At 52.6% G+C, this 17,197-nt stretch carries 13 protein-coding genes; 11 read left to right on the top strand and 2 right to left on the bottom strand.

Annotated features, from left to right (window positions below):
• The first annotated feature begins 454 nt into the window (after window positions 1-454).
• From ACTHSP_RS10015 to ACTHSP_RS09975, 9 genes are all read left to right on the top strand, one after another.
• On the top strand, window positions 455-793 hold the full coding sequence (locus tag ACTHSP_RS10015; protein ID WP_440346042.1) for a hypothetical protein: 339 nt from the start codon (window positions 455-457) through the stop codon (window positions 791-793).
• 59 nt (window positions 794-852) lie between these two features.
• Window positions 853-1,188 (top strand): zinc ribbon domain-containing protein YjdM, encoded by a 336-nt coding sequence (locus ACTHSP_RS10010; protein WP_308111965.1) that lies wholly within the window; start codon window positions 853-855, stop codon window positions 1,186-1,188.
• 217 nt (window positions 1,189-1,405) lie between these two features.
• Window positions 1,406-3,715, top strand: coding sequence for a DNA helicase RecQ (gene recQ, locus ACTHSP_RS10005; protein WP_440346041.1), 2,310 nt, complete (start codon window positions 1,406-1,408; stop codon window positions 3,713-3,715).
• A 223-nt stretch (window positions 3,716-3,938) separates the two neighbouring features.
• The gene (locus tag ACTHSP_RS10000) at window positions 3,939-4,388 is read left to right on the top strand and encodes an HvfX family Cu-binding RiPP maturation protein (RefSeq protein WP_440346040.1); all 450 of its coding nucleotides are present in this window, start codon (window positions 3,939-3,941) and stop codon (window positions 4,386-4,388) included.
• Window positions 4,389-4,471: 83 nt separating this feature from the next.
• Entirely contained in the window at window positions 4,472-4,789 is a 318-nt protein-coding gene (locus tag ACTHSP_RS09995; protein WP_003686668.1) for an HvfA family oxazolone/thioamide-modified RiPP metallophore, read from the top strand.
• 86 nt (window positions 4,790-4,875) lie between these two features.
• On the top strand, window positions 4,876-5,718 hold the full coding sequence (locus ACTHSP_RS09990) for an HvfB family MNIO-type RiPP peptide maturase (protein WP_440346039.1): 843 nt from the start codon (window positions 4,876-4,878) through the stop codon (window positions 5,716-5,718).
• On the top strand, window positions 5,708-6,394 hold the full coding sequence (locus tag ACTHSP_RS09985) for an HvfC family RiPP maturation protein (protein WP_070584439.1): 687 nt from the start codon (window positions 5,708-5,710) through the stop codon (window positions 6,392-6,394). Before ACTHSP_RS09990 ends, ACTHSP_RS09985 begins: the two co-directional genes overlap by 11 nt.
• Window positions 6,395-6,536: 142 nt before the next feature.
• Entirely contained in the window at window positions 6,537-7,115 is a 579-nt protein-coding gene (locus ACTHSP_RS09980; protein WP_003686679.1) for a sigma-70 family RNA polymerase sigma factor, read from the top strand.
• A gap of 12 nt (window positions 7,116-7,127) precedes the next feature.
• Window positions 7,128-7,301, top strand: a complete 174-nt coding sequence (locus ACTHSP_RS09975) for a zf-HC2 domain-containing protein (protein WP_141745160.1) — start codon at window positions 7,128-7,130, stop codon at window positions 7,299-7,301.
• 239 nt (window positions 7,302-7,540) lie between these two features.
• Here ACTHSP_RS09975 and ACTHSP_RS09970 read toward each other — a convergent pair whose 3' ends face one another.
• Both ACTHSP_RS09970 and ACTHSP_RS09965 read right to left on the bottom strand, forming a co-directional pair.
• The gene (locus tag ACTHSP_RS09970; RefSeq protein ID WP_440346038.1) at window positions 7,541-11,689 is read right to left on the bottom strand and encodes a translocation/assembly module TamB domain-containing protein; all 4,149 of its coding nucleotides are present in this window, start codon (window positions 11,687-11,689) and stop codon (window positions 7,541-7,543) included.
• A gap of 81 nt (window positions 11,690-11,770) precedes the next feature.
• Window positions 11,771-13,612: an autotransporter assembly complex family protein gene (locus ACTHSP_RS09965; protein ID WP_314511251.1), complete on the bottom strand. Its 1,842-nt coding sequence runs from the start codon at window positions 13,610-13,612 to the stop codon at window positions 11,771-11,773.
• A 449-nt stretch (window positions 13,613-14,061) separates the two neighbouring features.
• Here ACTHSP_RS09965 and sstT point away from each other — a divergent pair, with 449 nt between their 5' ends.
• Both sstT and ACTHSP_RS09955 read left to right on the top strand, forming a co-directional pair.
• Complete coding sequence (gene sstT, locus ACTHSP_RS09960) at window positions 14,062-15,285, top strand: serine/threonine transporter SstT (protein ID WP_314511254.1); 1,224 nt, start codon at window positions 14,062-14,064, stop codon at window positions 15,283-15,285.
• A gap of 227 nt (window positions 15,286-15,512) precedes the next feature.
• Window positions 15,513-17,197 (top strand): ABC transporter ATP-binding protein (locus tag ACTHSP_RS09955; RefSeq protein WP_440346037.1); only part of this gene is annotated, 1,685 nt, incomplete at its 3' end.

The following is a 17,197-nucleotide window of genomic DNA, read 5'->3' as shown; positions in this document are numbered from 1 at the left end:
TTTTCATCATAGGGTTCTCATGGAAGAAGAATTAAAAAAGATGCAGACAGCCGCAACACCATATGCTCCGGCATGACTAAAGGATAAATTTTACAATAAATAAATCATATTTACATATTTAAATATGACTGTAATTTAAAAATACAGGAAAGCTTTTTGACGAGAGGCAGAGCCATCATTGTGAAACTCAAAAAGGCCGTCTGAAAATTTTTCAGACGGCCTTTTATAATAAAACCAGAAAATAATGGAATAAGGCGGAGAATATGAGAAAATAATAGCCGCCTGCCTGTTACAACTGCCGATTGAATTAACTTTTATCGGCAGCCTGAATGTCCGGATTGGATAAAATAAGCCATCAAGAACAAAGACCAACAAGCATATTATGTAAACTTGGCGGCGGAAAAATCGGCTCTGCGCTTTACTTTACAAATCAAACAACTTTAAAGGAAAACCCATGAAAAAAACCTTACTTGCCCTGATGATGTTATCCGCCGCTGCTGCGTATGCCGGTGAGGCGGAAGACCGTTTGCTGTCCGTCCAATCGGTTTACCGTGCCGCTTTGCATGAGCAAAACAGCAACGACAGCAAAATCATTTCCCTGCAAAGTGATTTGGAAAGCGCGCAGCGCCGTTTGCAGGCAGCGCAATCCGATATTGACCGTTTGAAAGGCGAAATTCAGACGGCCTTGGCTCAGAAAGAGCAGCAAAATTCCAAGCTGCAACAAGCCGGCCAGATGTTGGACGCGGCGTGGAATGCCGTTTACGGCGTAGGCGGCAGCAAGGCGAAGCAATAATTTAGACATTGTATTATTTGCGTTTTACGCTTCTTTTATCATATTTATAAGGAAACCTCATGTCCCTACCTCCCTGCCCGAAATGCCACTCCGAATATACTTACGAAGACGGCGCTCAATACGTTTGCCCTGAGTGCGCCCATGAGTGGAACGAGGCCGATGCTGCGGCTGCAAGCGATGATGCCTTGGAAGTCAAAGATGCCAACGGCACGGTCTTGCAAGATGGCGATACGGTTGTCTTGATTAAAGATCTGAAAGTCAAAGGCAGCTCTATGGTCATCAAGCAAGGCACCAAAGTCAAAGGCATCCGCCTGCAAGAGGGCGACCACAATATCGGTTGCAAAATCGATGGCAGCGCGATGAACTTGAAATCTGAGTTCGTCAAAAAAGCCTAAAGATTTTATTTTTGAAAGGCCGTCTGAAATCCGAAGATTAGGATTTCAGACGGCCTTTGTATATTTCATTCAAAACAAAATAAATATTTATTTAAAATTAAATAACTTTAATAGAGTTGAATTTCAGGCCGTCTGAAAAAGCGGCGGAAAAATGTTCCGCACATACGCAAGTGTAAAACCGTTAAAATAACGCTTTCCCTTATGCTACGGAACCATTATGCCTCAGCCGACCGCCAAACAGATTTTGCACGAAGTATTCGGTTATCCCGAATTTCGTGGCAAGCAGGAGGCTATCGTCAATGCTTTGGCCGGCGGCGAGAGTTTGATGGTGCTGATGCCGACGGGCGGGGGCAAGTCTTTGTGTTACCAGATTCCGGCGCTGATGCGCGAAGGCGTGGCGGTTGTCGTATCGCCGCTGATTGCGCTGATGAACGACCAAGTGGCCAGCCTGCATGTGGCCGGGATTGAAGCGGCGGCAGTCAACAGCAGCACATCCGCAGATGAGGCGCGCGAGATTGCCGACAAGCTTGCCCAAGGCCGTCTGAAACTGCTTTATGTCGCGCCGGAACGCTTGGTTACCGACCGCTTTTTGCGTTTTCTTGACCAACAAACCGTCAGCTTGTTTGCCATTGATGAGGCGCATTGCGTCAGCCAATGGGGACACGATTTCCGCCCCGAATATCAACAGCTTGGCATGCTTGCCGAACGCTATCCGAACGTCCCGCGCATCGCCCTGACCGCTACCGCCGATGCGGCCACGCGCGCCGACATCAAGCATTATCTGTACTTGGACAATGCGCCCGAATTTATCTCCAGCTTTGACCGCCCAAATATTTATTATCAGGTTATCGAAAAAAATAATGGCAAAAAACAATTGCTGGATTTCATCCGCAAGCAGATGCATGGGCAAAGCGGCATTGTGTATTGCCTAAGCCGTAAAAAAGTCGAGGATGTGGCGCAGTTTTTGTGTGAAAACGGCTTGGAGGCGATTCCGTATCATGCCGGTTTGAGCATGGATGTGCGCGAGGAAAACCAACGCCGCTTTACGCATGAAGACAATATTATTGTGGTGGCGACCGTGGCGTTCGGTATGGGCATAGACAAACCCGACGTGCGCTTTGTCGCCCATCTCGATATGCCCCAGAGTGTCGAACATTTCTATCAAGAATCGGGGCGCGCCGGTCGGGACGGGCTGCCTGCCGTGAGCTGGCTGTGTTACGGCTTGAACGATTGGGTGTTGCTGCGCGAACGGATTGCCGAAGGCAACAGCGACGAGGTGCAAAAGCAAATCGAAATGCAAAAACTCGATGCCATGCTTTCCGTCTGCGAAACCGCCGCCTGCCGCCGCGTACTGCTGCTCAAACATTTCGGCGAAGAATCCGAACCCTGCGGCCATTGCGACAACTGCCTGCATCCGCCCGTGCGGTTTGACGGCACGGTGTTGGTGCAAAAATTACTCAGCTGCGTGTACCGCGCCGGACAACGTTTTGCCGCCGGTTACATCACCAACCTTTTGCGCGGCAAAAGCGACGATTGGATACAGCGCAACGGCCATGACAAGTTATCCACATTCGGCATCGGCAGCGAACAGACCGACAAGGAATGGCGCAGCGTTATCCGCCAGTGCATCAGTCTGGGCTATCTCACCGTCAATGTCGAGCAGCACCAAGCCCTGCAGCTGACCGAAGCGGCAAAAAAAGTCCTCAAGGGCGAAACTGAAGTCATGTTGCGTCCCTTGCGCCGTGAAAAAACGGCCACCCAAAAGCCGAAAGACGATTGGTTGCGTACCGAGCGTGAAGAGCGTTTGTGGCAGGCATTGCGCCAGTGGCGGCAACAACGCGCCCGGGCAGAGGAAGTGCCGGCCTATGTGGTTTGCGGCGACAAAACCCTGCGCGATATTGTCGAAAAAATGCCCCGAAGTTTGGAAGATTTACATCAAATCTACGGCTTGGGCGAGGCGAAAATCAATAAATTCGGTTTGGAGATACTCGACGTTTGCGAAACGGCTGAAGCCGGTACGGTTTCCACAGACAGCGCACAAGTTATCCACAGCTTAGGCGAGCGCGAACAGGCCTTAAAACAGGCTTTGGAAACTTGGCGCGAGCAGCAGGCAAGTGCCGATCAAGTAACGCTGGGTACGGTATTCTCCAACGAAAGCATGGACGATTTGTTGACCAATACGCCTGCCGAACCCATCGACCTTTTAGGCGTGTATAAACTCGGAGAAAAACGTATCGAGCAATACGGCGAGGGCATTTTAAACATCTGCCGGCCGTTTTCAGACGGCCTAAGCGAAGAGGACAAACGCAAACGCCGATTGATGCGCCGTCTGCTTCAGTGGAACATCGATACTGCCCGCCATGAAGGCCTCGAAGCCTATCAGATATGCAGCAAAGTTACCCTGCGCGCGATTGCCGCCCGACGGCCGCAAAATTTGGCGGAGTTGGCGGAAATCCACGGTATGAATGAGGAGAAAACCGACAAATACGGTGCGGAAATTGTCGAATTGTGCAAACAAGCGGATTAATGGATTGCAATCATCATCAAAGGCCGTCTGAAACCAATCAAGCATGGTGTTTCAGACGGCCTTTTGAATTTTTAATCTTTATAAAACAATGAATAAGAAAATATCTTCATTTGTTTTGTCAGTTTTTTAAAGCTGCCACGTCTAAACAGGCATGAAAGATGGGATGGTGCCGATGGATTTTTCGTCCCATCCCATTCGACACACACATTGATTAGGAAAATAAATGAACACCTTATCCAACCCCTCTTGGCAGGCCGCTTTCGGCTTGTTGGCACTCAGGCTTTTTGCCGCGTATGAATTTCTTGAGTCCGGTTTGGAAAAATGGAACGGGGAAAACTGGTTTGCAGATATCAACAGTCAATTTCCCTTTCCGTTCAATTTGTTGTCTGATACGGTCAACTGGAATTTGGCTATGTGGGCGGAACTGGTTTTGCCTGCGCTGCTCATCGTCGGCTTGGCAACGCGGCTGTCCGCGCTGGGATTGATGGTCGTAACGGCTGTCGCATGGTCTGCGGTACATACCGGCTTGGGGTACAATGTGTGCGACAACGGTTATAAAATGGCACTGATTTATTTGGTGGTTTTATTTCCTGTCCTGTTGCAGGGCGCAGGCCGTCTGTCTTTGGATGCCCTGCTGAAGAAACGCTGTTGTCGTATCAAGCATTTTCTTTAAGGATTAACGGTCGCGGGCCGACTTTAAATGCCCGATATTATCCCTTGATTTATTTAAACTCGTATTTTAAAAAGGAAGTTAAAATGAAAAAAAATGTAGCTGCTGCTTTGGCCGGTGCGCTGTCCCTGTCTCTGGCTGCCGGCGTTGTTGCCGCTGATAAACCGTTAAGCAGCAAAGCAGGTGTTCAGAAATCTGCTCAAGGCTCTTGCGGTGCGGTTAAAGCCGGTGAAGGTTCATGCGGTGCAAGCGCTGTTTCTAAAGCAAGCGAAGGCAAATGTGGCGAAGGCAAATGCGGTTCAACCGTGGAAAAAACTCACGCTAAAAAAGGCAAAGCATCTAAAGCCAAAGCTGCCAAAGTAGTAGAAGGCAAATGCGGCGAAGGTAAATGCGGTTCTAAATAATCCTGCAATATACCTTTAACAAAGTCGCATTTTATAAACGAAAATGCGACTTTGTCGTTCATACGGCACCATAACAGGACATCACCATGATTCAACACGCAGGCTTGGGCTACCGCCGCGACTTGGCGGAAGACTTCCTCTCGCTTTCAGACGACAGCCCGATACGCTTTATCGAAGCCGCCCCCGAAAACTGGCTGAAAATGGGCGGCAGGGCGCGCAAACAGTTTGACCGCGTGGCAGAGCGGCTGCCGCTGGCGTTGCACGGATTATCCATGTCGCTGGGCGGACAGGCCCCGCTGGATACTGCCTTGATAGACGGAATCAAAGAAATGATGCGCCGTTATGACTGCACGTTTTTCTCCGACCATTTGAGCTACTGCCACGACGGCGGTCATCTTTACGATTTGTTGCCGCTGCCTTTCACTGATGAGATGGTGAAACATACCGCGCGGCGTATCCGCGAAGTGCAAGACCGGTTGGGCTGCCGTATCGCCGTAGAAAATACCTCCTACTACCTGCATTCTCCGCTTGCCGAAATGAACGAGGTTGAGTTCCTTAATGCCGTTGCCCGTGAAGCCGACTGCGGTATTCATTTGGATGTGAACAATATTTACGTCAACGCCGTCAATCACGGCCTGTTGTCGCCTGAAGCCTTTTTAGAAAATGTGGACGCAGGGCGCGTGTGCTATATCCATATTGCCGGGCATGATGTGGCAACACCCGAATTATTGATTGATACGCATGGCGCGGCGGTTTTACCGACTGTTTGGGATTTGCTCGAACTGGCCTATGCCAAACTGCCGACGATTCCGCCCACCCTGTTGGAACGCGATTTCAATTTCCCGCCTTTTGCCGAACTCGAAGCCGAAGTTGCTAAAATCGCCGACTATCAAATGCGTGCCGGAAAGGAATACCGCCGTGCAGCCTGAAACCTCCGCCCAATATCAACACCGCTTTGCCCAAGCCATACGCGAAGGCAAAGCCGCAGACGGATTGCCGCAAGAGCGCCTGAACGTCTATATCCGCCTGATACGCAACAATATTCACAGCTTTATCGACCGCTGCTATACCGAAACGCTGCAATACTTTGACAGCGAAGAATGGGGCCGTCTGAAAGAAGGTTTCGTCCGCGACGCGCACGCCCAAACGCCCTATTTTCAAGAAATCCCCGGCGAGTTCCTCCGATATTGCCAAAGCCTGCCGCTTTCAGACGACCTCTTGGCATTGATGGACTTTGAACACACCCAGCTGCTCGCCGAAACCGCTCAAACCGACAGCCAAACAGTCCATGACGATTCAGACGATTTGGCCTACATCCTTTCTCCCGCCGCCTTTGTGCGCCGTTATCAGTATGACGTGACCGACGAATTGCAGGAGGCGGAAACCGCCGTTTTGGTGTGGCGCGATAAGGAAGACGACGTGATGTATCAAACGCTCGACGATTTCGACGCCTTATTGCTGGAAATGCTGGCAGAAACGCCCACTTCCCTAAACGGCCTGCAAACCATGCTGGCAGAGTTCATGCCGTCTGAAAACGCTTGGCAGGACGCATTAAGGCAAAAATGGACGGAATGGTTGGAACAGGGCATTTTGGTTGCGGCATAAACCAAGGCCGTCTGAAACGGGCGCAGTCGGTTTCGGCGAAACAAAAATACTACTGAAATCGTTTATAGATTCAATCGCATGCTCTTTCCGTATCAGCGTAAAATCAGAAGCATATTGATCATTCATTTCATACTGATACATTATGGCCCTACCCGAACTGACCGATGCCGAGCTTGCCGAATCCCGCAAGTTGCTGCTGCGCTTTGCCCATATCCAGCTGCCCGACCGCCCCGACTTGGTGGAAGACCTCGTACAGGAAACCATGCTTTCCGCCTACCGTGCGGCCGAGGGTTTCAAAGGCGACGCCCAAGTGAGCAGCTGGCTGTTTGCAATCTTAAAAAACAAAATTACCGACTGCCTGCGCCAAATCGGACGGCAACGCCAAGTTTTCGTCACGCGCGACGAGGAAGCCTTGGATGAAGCCTTTGAAGGACATTTTGCCGCTGACGGGCATTGGACGGATGAAGGACAACCTCAGGGTTGGGACTCACCCGAAGCCAGTTTGAACAATAAAGAGTTCTACCAAGTTTTACAGACCTGCCTCTACCATCTGCCGGAAAACACCGCCCGCGTGTTTACCATGAAAGAAATTCTCGGTTTTTCAAGCGATGAAATCCGCGAACAATGCGGTATCAGCCATGCCAACTATCACACCATCATGCACCGCGCGCGCGAAACCTTGCGCCAGTGCCTGCAAATCAAATGGTTCTCCCATGCCTGACAGGAAAATGCCATGAAAAAATGTCGCAAAATAACCGATCTGATTTCCAAACAGCAAGACCAAGTGCGTCTCAGTCTTTTTAACCGCATTGCCCTTGCCGTGCACCTGTCGCTCTGCCCCCGTTGCCGCGAATATAAGAAACAGCTCGAATTAATCAGCAACGCCATGCACAAGATATTTCGATGATTAAAAAAAGGCCGTCTGAAACCTACCCCTGTCAGTTTCAGACGGCCTTTTTGTATCTGTTTGATTTATCGCTAACCTTGAATAAGCCATGGTTTGCCGTTCACTTTTTTAGCTGCATTTATTTTTAAACTTGCGCCGTTGACCTTTGTTTTTGAGGCATAGCTGAAGATTCTAATATACGGTAGAACAAGATAAAGGCCGTCTGAAAGATGAATTTCAGACGGCCTTTTTCACGGCTTTTAGTGTTGTTCTTCCGGCTCGGGTTCGTCTTTGCCGAACCAGTTGTCAAAGCGGATGGTGTATTTCAACTCGCCGCCGGAGGAACGCGTGCCAATGCGGGCAACGGCTTGGATGGCGCGGGTCAGTTGGTACACGAGTTTGACGGATTGTTCGGCGCTGGAAATACCGTATTCGTAACCTGCGTAGAGGTTGTTGGTGAGCTGTTTGCCGACGGTCAGGACTTGTTCGGCAGGGTTGAGCTCGCCTGTTTGGGCGTTGCGGCTGCGTTTGCTGGTAAAGCCTAAATCATCGACAAGGCCGATGCGGTCGTTGACTTGGCCGGCAAGCAGCGCGCTGGCGGCCGCAGAGAGCGTGGCGTTGTCGCCGTCGCTGCCGCTGCTGGCACGGTTGAGGATGAGCCAGGAGAGTTTATCTTTTTCACTCATGGCTTCTTTGGCAACCAAGGTTACGCGCGGATTGTTGAGGCTGCCGAGGACTTCGACACCTGCACCGACCGGGGAGAGACGGCGTTCGGCACGGATGTTGAGGTTTGGATTGGTCAGCGGGCCGACAAAGGAAACCGATCCTTTGGTGATGTCGAGGTCTTGGCCGTAGGCTTTGTAGCGGCCTTTGACAACGCGCACGGTACCGACGCCTTGGACGGCTTCACCCGGACGGGACGTGATGGCCAGTTTGCCGCCGATGGTAACATCTGCGCCGTAGCCGACAAAACGGACATTGTCGTTGATGTTCAGGGTAAGGTTCATGTTGATGGGCGTGGTGGCCGTTGCTTCTTTTTTGGTTTCGCCCAGTACAACCACGTCGTCATCGAGGGTCGGCATGGAGGATTTTTGCGAACCAAATCTGCCGTAGTCGGTGTTGAGCGTGCCGTTGAGCGATACGCCTTTTTCCGGATTGTAGAGGACTTTGGCCGCGCCGGAGAGCTGCAGTTGGCGGTTTGGACGCGAGAGGGTGCGGTATTTGTCGAAGACGATGTCCACGTCGACATCGGGGTTGGCGTTGGCAAGGTTGACCGCACCTTTGAGCTCAATCGTGCCGCCACGGTGGAATTTGAGGCTGTCGATCACCCATTTTTGACCCTGCAGGCGCGAACGCAATACGCCGTTGTCGAGAATCAAGCCTTGGGTTTGATGGCGGTAATAGAGGTTGTCGCCGTTAATCAGGCCGCTTAGTTGCGGATCGTTCAGACGGCCTGCCAAGTTGACGGCGGCGTTCAGACGGCCTTTGAGAGTTTGGCCGACGGGCAGGAAGTTGCGGAAGACTTCGAGGTTGGCGACGTTCAGGTTGAGTTTGCCGCTCAGAGGGGCAGTGTCGAAGCTGGTGCCTTGGCCGATGTTGACGGTACCGTCGGCACGGCCGTAATTGGTTTGGAGGTCGAGGTTGCTGTTGACGGTGGGCGAACCGAGTCGGCCGCCGATGGTGGCGGTCGCGTTCAGACGGCCTGCAATGCCTTGGGCTGTCGCCGGCATAAAGGATTTGAGCGAGCCTAAATCGGGAACGCTGATATTGACTTTGCCGCTGACGGGGGCGTTGTTGATGTTGTTGCCGAACTGCTGGGCGATGCCGAGCGTGCCGTCAACTTTGCCGAAGCGGGTGTTGCCTTCCAGCGTGCTGTCGATGCGGCCGTTTTGGAAACGGGTACGCAGGGCGAGTGCGGAAAGCCCCAAAGGCTGTTTGTTTTTCGGGTCTTTGCTCGGCAGGATGATGTCGCCGCTTTGACGGTTGATGTTGAGAAAGCCGCGCGCGTTTTGACTGTACGCCAAATCCCAGTCGCCGCCCAAGACGAGGTTGTGTTCGATGGGCGGGGTGTAGAAGTTGTGTAATTCGGTAATGTGCAGATTTTGCGCGCTGCCTTTACTGGTAATGCCGGCTTTTTTGTCCCAAACGAAATTTTGCAGGTTGAGGCTGCCGCCCATAGCCGCCCAGCGCGCGCTGCTGAGGGAAACGCGTTCGCTACCGGCTTCGAGGTTGAGGCGGTTTTGCAGTTTGAGGTTGAACGCGCCGTTGATGTCGAGCGTGTCGACCGTGCCTTTCCATTGGGTTTGGTCTTTGTTGAGGCCGCCGGTGGCGTCGAGGTCGAGCTTATAGCGTTTGTTGTCCACCGCCATGCTGCTGTTGCCGCGGATGTGGTGGTGAGAACCTGTGCCGCTGATGAGCAGGTTGACGTTGTCAATCATGGCCGCGCCACCGGAGACGGCGATGTGTTCGCCTTTAATATCGGCACTCAACGGACGGTTGGTGTCGGGCGAACCTTTAAGCTTAAAGTCGAGGGTACGGATGTTGACGGTATCGGCGACTTTGAAGTTGCGCGCTTCGCCGTTCAAATCGGCTTCAAGGGTTTTGAGGCCGTCTGAAAAGCTGCCGGAGATGTAGCCGCGCGCGTTGAGTAGGCCGCCCAAGCCGAAGCCGAAACGCGACAAATCGGGGGCGGTAATGTTGAGGTTGAGGCGGTCGCCTTTTTTACCGAAGCTGCCGTTGGTTTTGACGATGTTGCTGCCGAGGGTCAGATCGGTCAGGGCGCGCGAGAGGTGTTTGTTTTCATACGCGACGTCGGCTTTGCCGCTGAGTGGAACGCCGTTGAGCGTACTCGGTGCAAACTGCATTTTGCCGGCGAATTTTTCTTGCGCCAGTATGCCGGTCAAGTTGATGTTGCCGTTGACGCTGCCTTGTGGAAGCTGCGGATCGATGCGCGCAGGGTTGAAGGCTTTGCTGACGATGTCCAGCTGCAGTTTGCGGTCTTTGAAGAGTTCGAGCGAGCCTTTGGCGTTGAGCTCGCCGCCGTTTTGCGGAACCAGGCGGACTTTGTCGAGCTTGAGCGTGCGCTGGCCGAGCTGTTTGTCGGTTTGGAAAAACAGCATGCCGTCTGTACGCGCAAATCCGCTGTCGAGATTCCAGTTGACAACGGGGGAGGAGGTTTCGCCTTTGACGTCGATACTGCCGTTCAGACGGCCTGCGATGTTTTGACGGACGAAGTCGTCTGCGCCGGTATTGTTGATGCCCAGTGCGAGTTTGAGCTGGTCTTGGGCGGTGTCGATAGTGCCGGATACGTCGATGCTGCCGTCTTTGAGCAGGCCGACGCCGATGTCTTCGATTTTGACCGTGCCTTTGTCGTCGACAATGAATTCGCCGAGGATGCGTTTGACGGGGATATAGTTTTCATCGGCAAAACCGGCTTGGTCGTTTTCCAAGTCTATCGAGCCTTCCAGCGCAACGCCGTCTGTAAAGGACGGAATAGTGGTGGCGTCGAAATTCAGGCGCGCTTTGGGCAGGCTGGGCAGGAAGGCCTGCGGATTGATGTTGGAACCTTTAACCAGGATTTCGCCGACGGTTTCGTTGAGGCTGTCGGCGAATGGGTGGATGGTGGATTTGGCAGACAAATGAACGTTGTCGCCGTCGAGCAGCAGGTCGGTGTACACGTCTTGCAGGCTGCCCCACAGGCGCACCGTGCCGTGTATGGTTTCGCCCTCAAGCTGGCCTTTGGTGTAGATGGCGGTATTGAGGACGTAGGGTTTGTTCAAACCGAGCACCACCGCGCCTGTCGAGCTGCTCCAGGGCGTATCGGCGGTTTTGATGTGGAGGCGGTGTTCTTTTTTGTCGTAATGATAGGCCGCATGCAGATGGTCGAGATAGACGGTCTGCTTGTCAAAACGCTTGCCCACGCTGATTTTGCCGGTTTCCAAACGGTCGAGATAGGCGGTAACGGGCAGGTCTATGCTGTCGGGCAGGCCTTTTGAAGGCTCTTCTTCTTTGGGCGGCGTGCGCTTGGTCACAATGGCGATGTCGCCGGCCACGACTTCGGTAATGTGCAAGGACGGACGGAGCAGCTCGGACGGTTTCCAATCAAAGCGGAAGCTGCTGATTTTGATGTCTGCACCGTCTGTTTCAATCAACCATTTGTCGCCTTCAAAACCTTCAATCAGCGTGCCCTTCAGCGTATCGGAAGAGATTTTGACGCCGAACCATGACGGGATCTTGTACAAACCGAAACGCAAACCCGATTCCGTACCGACCAGCCAGCCGATCGCGCCGGCGGAAACGGTCAATACGCCCAAGGCGGACAGGACAAAGCCGCGCAACAGGCGTTTTTTGCGCTTTGGCGGGGCGGGCTGTTGTTCAGACGGCGTGGAAGTGTTTGCAGTATCGGTCATGATATTTTTTCTGTTTGTCTGTTTTTCAGACGGCCTGAAATGAATTAGGCCGTCTGAAAGAATGGATGGTGAGTATGTTTGTTAAAACCTTGTGCCCAAGCTGATGTGCCAGCGGATTTTTTTGTCGTGATGGCCGTAGGCAATGTCGAAGGAGAACGGCGCAACCGGGCTGAACCAGCGCACGCCCAAGCCGGTACCGTGTTTTAAGGTCATGTGTTTGAAGTTGCTTGCCGCATCGCCGACATCGTGGAAGATGGCGCCGGAGAAGCTTTTGGTAACCGGGAATTGATATTCGAGGCTGCCAACCACCAAGGCGCGTTGCGGCAGGACGGAGCCGTTGGGGCCTGCCAAGCCGATGCTGTCGAGTTCGTAACCGCGTACGGAAGTTGCGCCGCCGGTACGGAACATCAGGCTGGACGGCACTTCTTCGCCTTCGCGGGCATAAACGTAGCCTGCCTGTCCGCGTACGATGAACGTACCGAGTTTTTTGTTTTCAGGCGTGAAGAAATAGCCTGCCCGTGCCGTGGCGCGTGCCATTTGGGTGGAGGAGAGGAATTTGCCCAAAGTTGCCCCGATTTTGCCGTCGAGGTAGTAGCCGTTTTGAGGATGCAGCTCGGTTTCGATGCTTTGCCGTTTCCATGAAGCGGTCAGCATGGTGGCATGGCTTCGGCCCAAATCGTAGCTGGTGTCGGGGACTTTGCGGTCTTCGGTAATGAATTCGAGGCCGAAGCGGGCATCGATATTGTTGCGGTCGCGGACATACCAAATACCGCTGGTCAGGGCGCGTTTTTCAAGGTTTTGCGTGGTCGAGCGGTTGTAGGAAACATTGCTGGTCCAGTAGTTGCCGCGGTTGTTGCGCGGTTGGCTGATACCGGCGGCCAGCGTGGTCTCGTATTTGTCCATGTCCCAAACGATGGAACCGATGTAACCTTTGTTAAAGAGGTTGTAATAGTCGTAGGCGATACGGCCGCCGATTCCGTATTCGGAGTCGTAGCGGATACCGGTTTCCAGTTTGTGGCGTTTGACTTCGGTCACGTTGATTTTGACGGGAACGCGGTCGCCCTGCAGTTGGTCGAAGTCGGCTTGTACGGACGCGCCGGAATAGTGGCCGTTTTGTTCTAGCGCCTGTTGCAGGTCGAGAATTTTGTCCAAGTCGTAAGGCGAACCGGGGTGGAAGCGCGCCATGCCGGAAACCACGCTCTCAGGGTAGCGGCGTGTGCCGGTGATTTGGAAGTCACCGAAGTAAATGGGGCGGTTGCTCTCCACGATGACGTTCAAGTCGGCTTTTTGGGTATTGGGATTGATGGTAGCTTGGGTGGTGGTGAGTTTTGCCAATGGATATTTTTTGCGTGTTACCGCGCTTAGGACGGAGGTTTTACTTGCACTCCAGCCGTCTTGGTCGAAGTTTTCGCCAACGGGCTGTTGCCAGTTTTCCATCGCATTTTGGTAGTATTCGGCCAAGTTGTCGTCATTCAATACGTCGCCGAGGATGGCCACGCTGACGTTGTCGACTTTGGTGCGCGGGCCGGGGGTAACGTTGACGGTATAGCTCTCGCCATGGTCTTGAATATTGACATTGCTGTTGAAGTAGCCTTTGGTCCGGAGCATGGTTTTGACGTTGTCTGGCGCCTCTTCGGCGAGGAAGCCGACCTGCTCTTTATCCAGCTCTTCTTCCTGCTGCTGGGTAATCAGCGGCAGATATTCTTCAAGCATTTCTTTGACTTCGCTGTCCTGGGTGTCGATTTTGACGGGGAATTTGGGCTTGAGTTTGCCTGTTTGGTCGTCTTTGGGCTGCTTGGGCATTTCGGATTCGGGAACAGCTTCGTAGTCTTCTGCTTTGGGAACGGAAGTATCTACTGCCAACGCGTGTCCGTAGGCGAGCGCCAATGATGCAAATAAAACAGGGTAGGTCAGTTTGGTCATGATGTGTGTTCGACAGCGACAATTCTTCAGTTTGTGGATTTTAACATTATTTCTGCAAGGTTTCAGGCTATGGATATAAACGGAAATTTAGCGCGATAACGTTGCAAAATGCGGCTTAAGGGCGGATTTTGGTTTGTTTCTATCTGATTGTAATATTTATGTTTTTGTGTTTTGACTGATGAAGTTGCCTTTATATTCGGCCTTATGGCACAGATTTCAGGCCGTCTGAAATCAAGATACAGAGAGATAAGGCAACGGTATGGGCATACTTTAAAGTAGGGTTTGAGCGGGTTTGATCGTATTTTTGGCATAAAGTGCCAACTGTGTCATAAATGCTAAACTTTAATGCTGTTTTTGTGAGGTGTGCATGAAAACCTCGCCGACAAATGATTTTTTATTTTAGAATGTAAGACTTTTTTAACATATCTTTAAATTGTGAAGGAACGGATATGGCAAGTGGCAATCCGCTTTTGAACGCGCTCAATCGCGTCAGCCTGGTGGCGCAAATCGCCATCGGCTTGGTTTTAGGTATTCTTGTGGGCGCAGTTTCGCCGCAAGTCGGTATCAGCGCAGGACTGCTGGGCAGCCTGTTTGTCGGTGCGCTTAAGGCTATCGCGCCGATTTTGGTATTTGTTTTGGTGACTGCCGCCATTGCGCAACACCAAAAAGGCAATCAGGCCCACATCAAACCGATTTTGATTTTGTATATTTTCGGTACGTTTGCCGCGGCCGTGGTGGCGGTTGTCGCCAGTATGGCATTCCCGACCACGCTGATTCTGCGTGCGGCCGGCGATGTGTCCGTTGCGCCGCCTTCCGGCATTGTCGAGGTGTTGAAAACGCTGTTGATGAATTTGGTGGCCAACCCGATTAACGCGCTGGCCAATGCCAACTATATCGGCATTTTGGCTTGGGCTTTGGTATTGGGCGCGGCTTTGCGCCATCACGGTTCGGATACGACCCGCCAAGTGGCGGCCGACTTGGCCGATACCGTTTCGACGGTTGTGAAGTGGATTATCCGTTTTGCGCCGCTGGGTATTTTCGGCTTGGTGTCTTCTACCATTGCGGAAACCGGTTTTGAAGCGCTTGCCGGTTATATGAAGCTGTTGGCCGTATTGCTCGGCTGTATGCTGTTTATTGCTTTGGTGGTCAACCCGATTATTGTGTGGACGCAAATCCGCCGCAACCCTTTCCCGCTGGTGTTTACCTGCCTGCGCGAAAGCGGCGTGTATGCCTTCTTTACCCGTTCTTCCGCCGCCAATATCCCTGTGAACATGGCATTGGCGAAAAAACTGGGTCTGCACGAAGACACTTACTCCATCTCCATTCCATTGGGTGCAACCATCAATATGGCTGGTGCGGCAATCACCATTACCGTTTTGGCGATGGCTGCGGCGCACACGCAAGGCATTACGGTTGACTTCGCTACCGCCCTGCTGTTGAGCCTGGTCGCTACCGTCAGCGCGTGCGGTGCATCCGGTGTGGCCGGTGGCTCGTTGCTGCTGATTCCTTTGGCGTGCAGCCTGTTCGGTATCGATAACGATGTGGCCATGCAGGTGGTTGCTGTCGGCTTCATCATCGGCGTGATTCAAGACTCTGCAGAAACTGCGTTGAACTCTTCCACCGACGTTTTGTTTACTGCCGCTGCCGATTTGGGTCGTCAACGTAAAGAGTGATTTTTAAGGGCAACCTAAATCCTGCAAAGGCCGTCTGAAAACTTTCAGACGGCCTTTGTTTTATGCAAAGCAAAGGGATTTTTAGATGGTCAAGCCGATAGATTGGTTTGGTCGGACTGACGGTATTCGCTGTCATCAGTTGGATTTTTCCCGTAAAATACAGTCTTGAATGTATTTGAACACCTCTTTTCAGACGGCCTGACCGTCTTATCAAATTTGCAAAAACAATGATTAAAAAAATATTCTCATGGTTCGAGTCACGTATCGACCCTTATCCAGAAGCTGCTCCGAAAACGCCAGAAAAAGGGTTGTGGCGGTTTATTTGGAGCAACATTGAAGGCGTGCGCAAATGGATTGCCGTGTTGGCCGTGTTTACGGTCGGCATCGGCATCATGGAAGCCTTGATGTTCCAATTTATGGGCAAGGTGGTCGACTGGCTCGGCGCTTATACGCCGCAAACGCTTTTTGTTGAAAAAGGCCATGCATTAATCGGCATGATGGCCATGGTGGCATTTTTTGCCGTTTGGACCTTTTTTGCTTCCAATGTGCGCCTGCAAACCCTGCAAGGCGTGTTCCCCATGCGCCTGCGCTGGAATTTCCACCGCCTGATGTTGGGACAAAGCCTAGGCTTTTATCAGGACGAATTTGCCGGCCGCGTATCCGCCAAAGTCATGCAGACCGCGCTGGCGCTGCGCGATGTCGTGATGACCGTCGCCGATATGGTTGTGTATGTGCTGGTGTACTTCATCACTTCCGGCGTGATTCTGTCCTCATTCGATGCCTGGCTTATCGTGCCGTTTATCTGCTGGATGATTGGATTCGCGATGATTATGCGCTTCCTGATTCCCAAACTCGGCAAAACCGCTGCACGCCAAGCCGATGCGCGCTCGCTGATGACCGGCCGCATTACCGACGCCTATTCCAATATCGCCACCGTCAAACTCTTCTCCCACGGCGCACGCGAGGCCGCTTATGCCAAGCAGTCGATGGAAGAGTTTATGGTAACCGTCCATGCCCAAATGCGTTTGGCCACGCTGCTGCACACCTGCAGCTTTATCGTCAACAGCTCGCTGACCGTCGGCACGACCGCCTTGGGTATTTGGCTTTGGTATCACGGCCAAGTCGGCGTAGGCGCGGTAGCTACGGCCACGGCCATGGCATTGCGTGTGAACGGTTTGTCGCAATACATCATGTGGGAGTCTGCCCGATTGTTTGAAAACATCGGTACCGTCAACGACGGCATGGCCACCCTGTCCAAACCCCACACCATCCTCGATAAACCGCAAGCCCTGCCGCTGAAAGTCACCCGAGGCGAAATCAAGTTTGATCACGTCGATTTCTCCTACGAAGCAGGCAAACCGCTCCTCAACGGCTTTAATCTGAACATCAAACCCGGCGAAAAAGTCGGCTTGATCGGCCGCAGCGGCGCGGGCAAATCCACCATCGTCAACCTGCTCCTGCGCTTTTACGAACCGCAAAGCGGCACGATTTCGATCGACGGCCAAAACGTGGACAGCGTTACCCAAGAAAGTCTGCGCGCCCAAATCGGTTTGGTGACGCAAGATACCTCCCTGCTGCACCGCTCCGTCCGCGACAACATTATCTACGGCCGTCCCGATGCGACCGAAGCCGAAATGATTTCTGCCGCCGAACGTGCCGAGGCAGCCGGTTTTATTCCTAACTTAAGCGATGCCAAAGGCCGACGCGGCTATGACGCACACGTTGGCGAACGCGGCGTGAAACTTTCCGGCGGCCAACGCCAACGTATCGCCATCGCCCGCGTTATGCTCAAAGACGCGCCGATTCTGTTGCTTGACGAAGCCACCAGCGCGCTCGACTCCGAAGTCGAAGCCGCCATCCAAGAAAGCCTCGACAAAATGATGGAAGGCAAAACCGTGATTGCCATCGCCCA

This window comes from Neisseria sp. P0001.S005, assembly GCF_051963715.1.
Note: the sequence above shows the minus strand (reverse complement) of the source record. Positions and strands in the feature narration are given on the sequence as shown.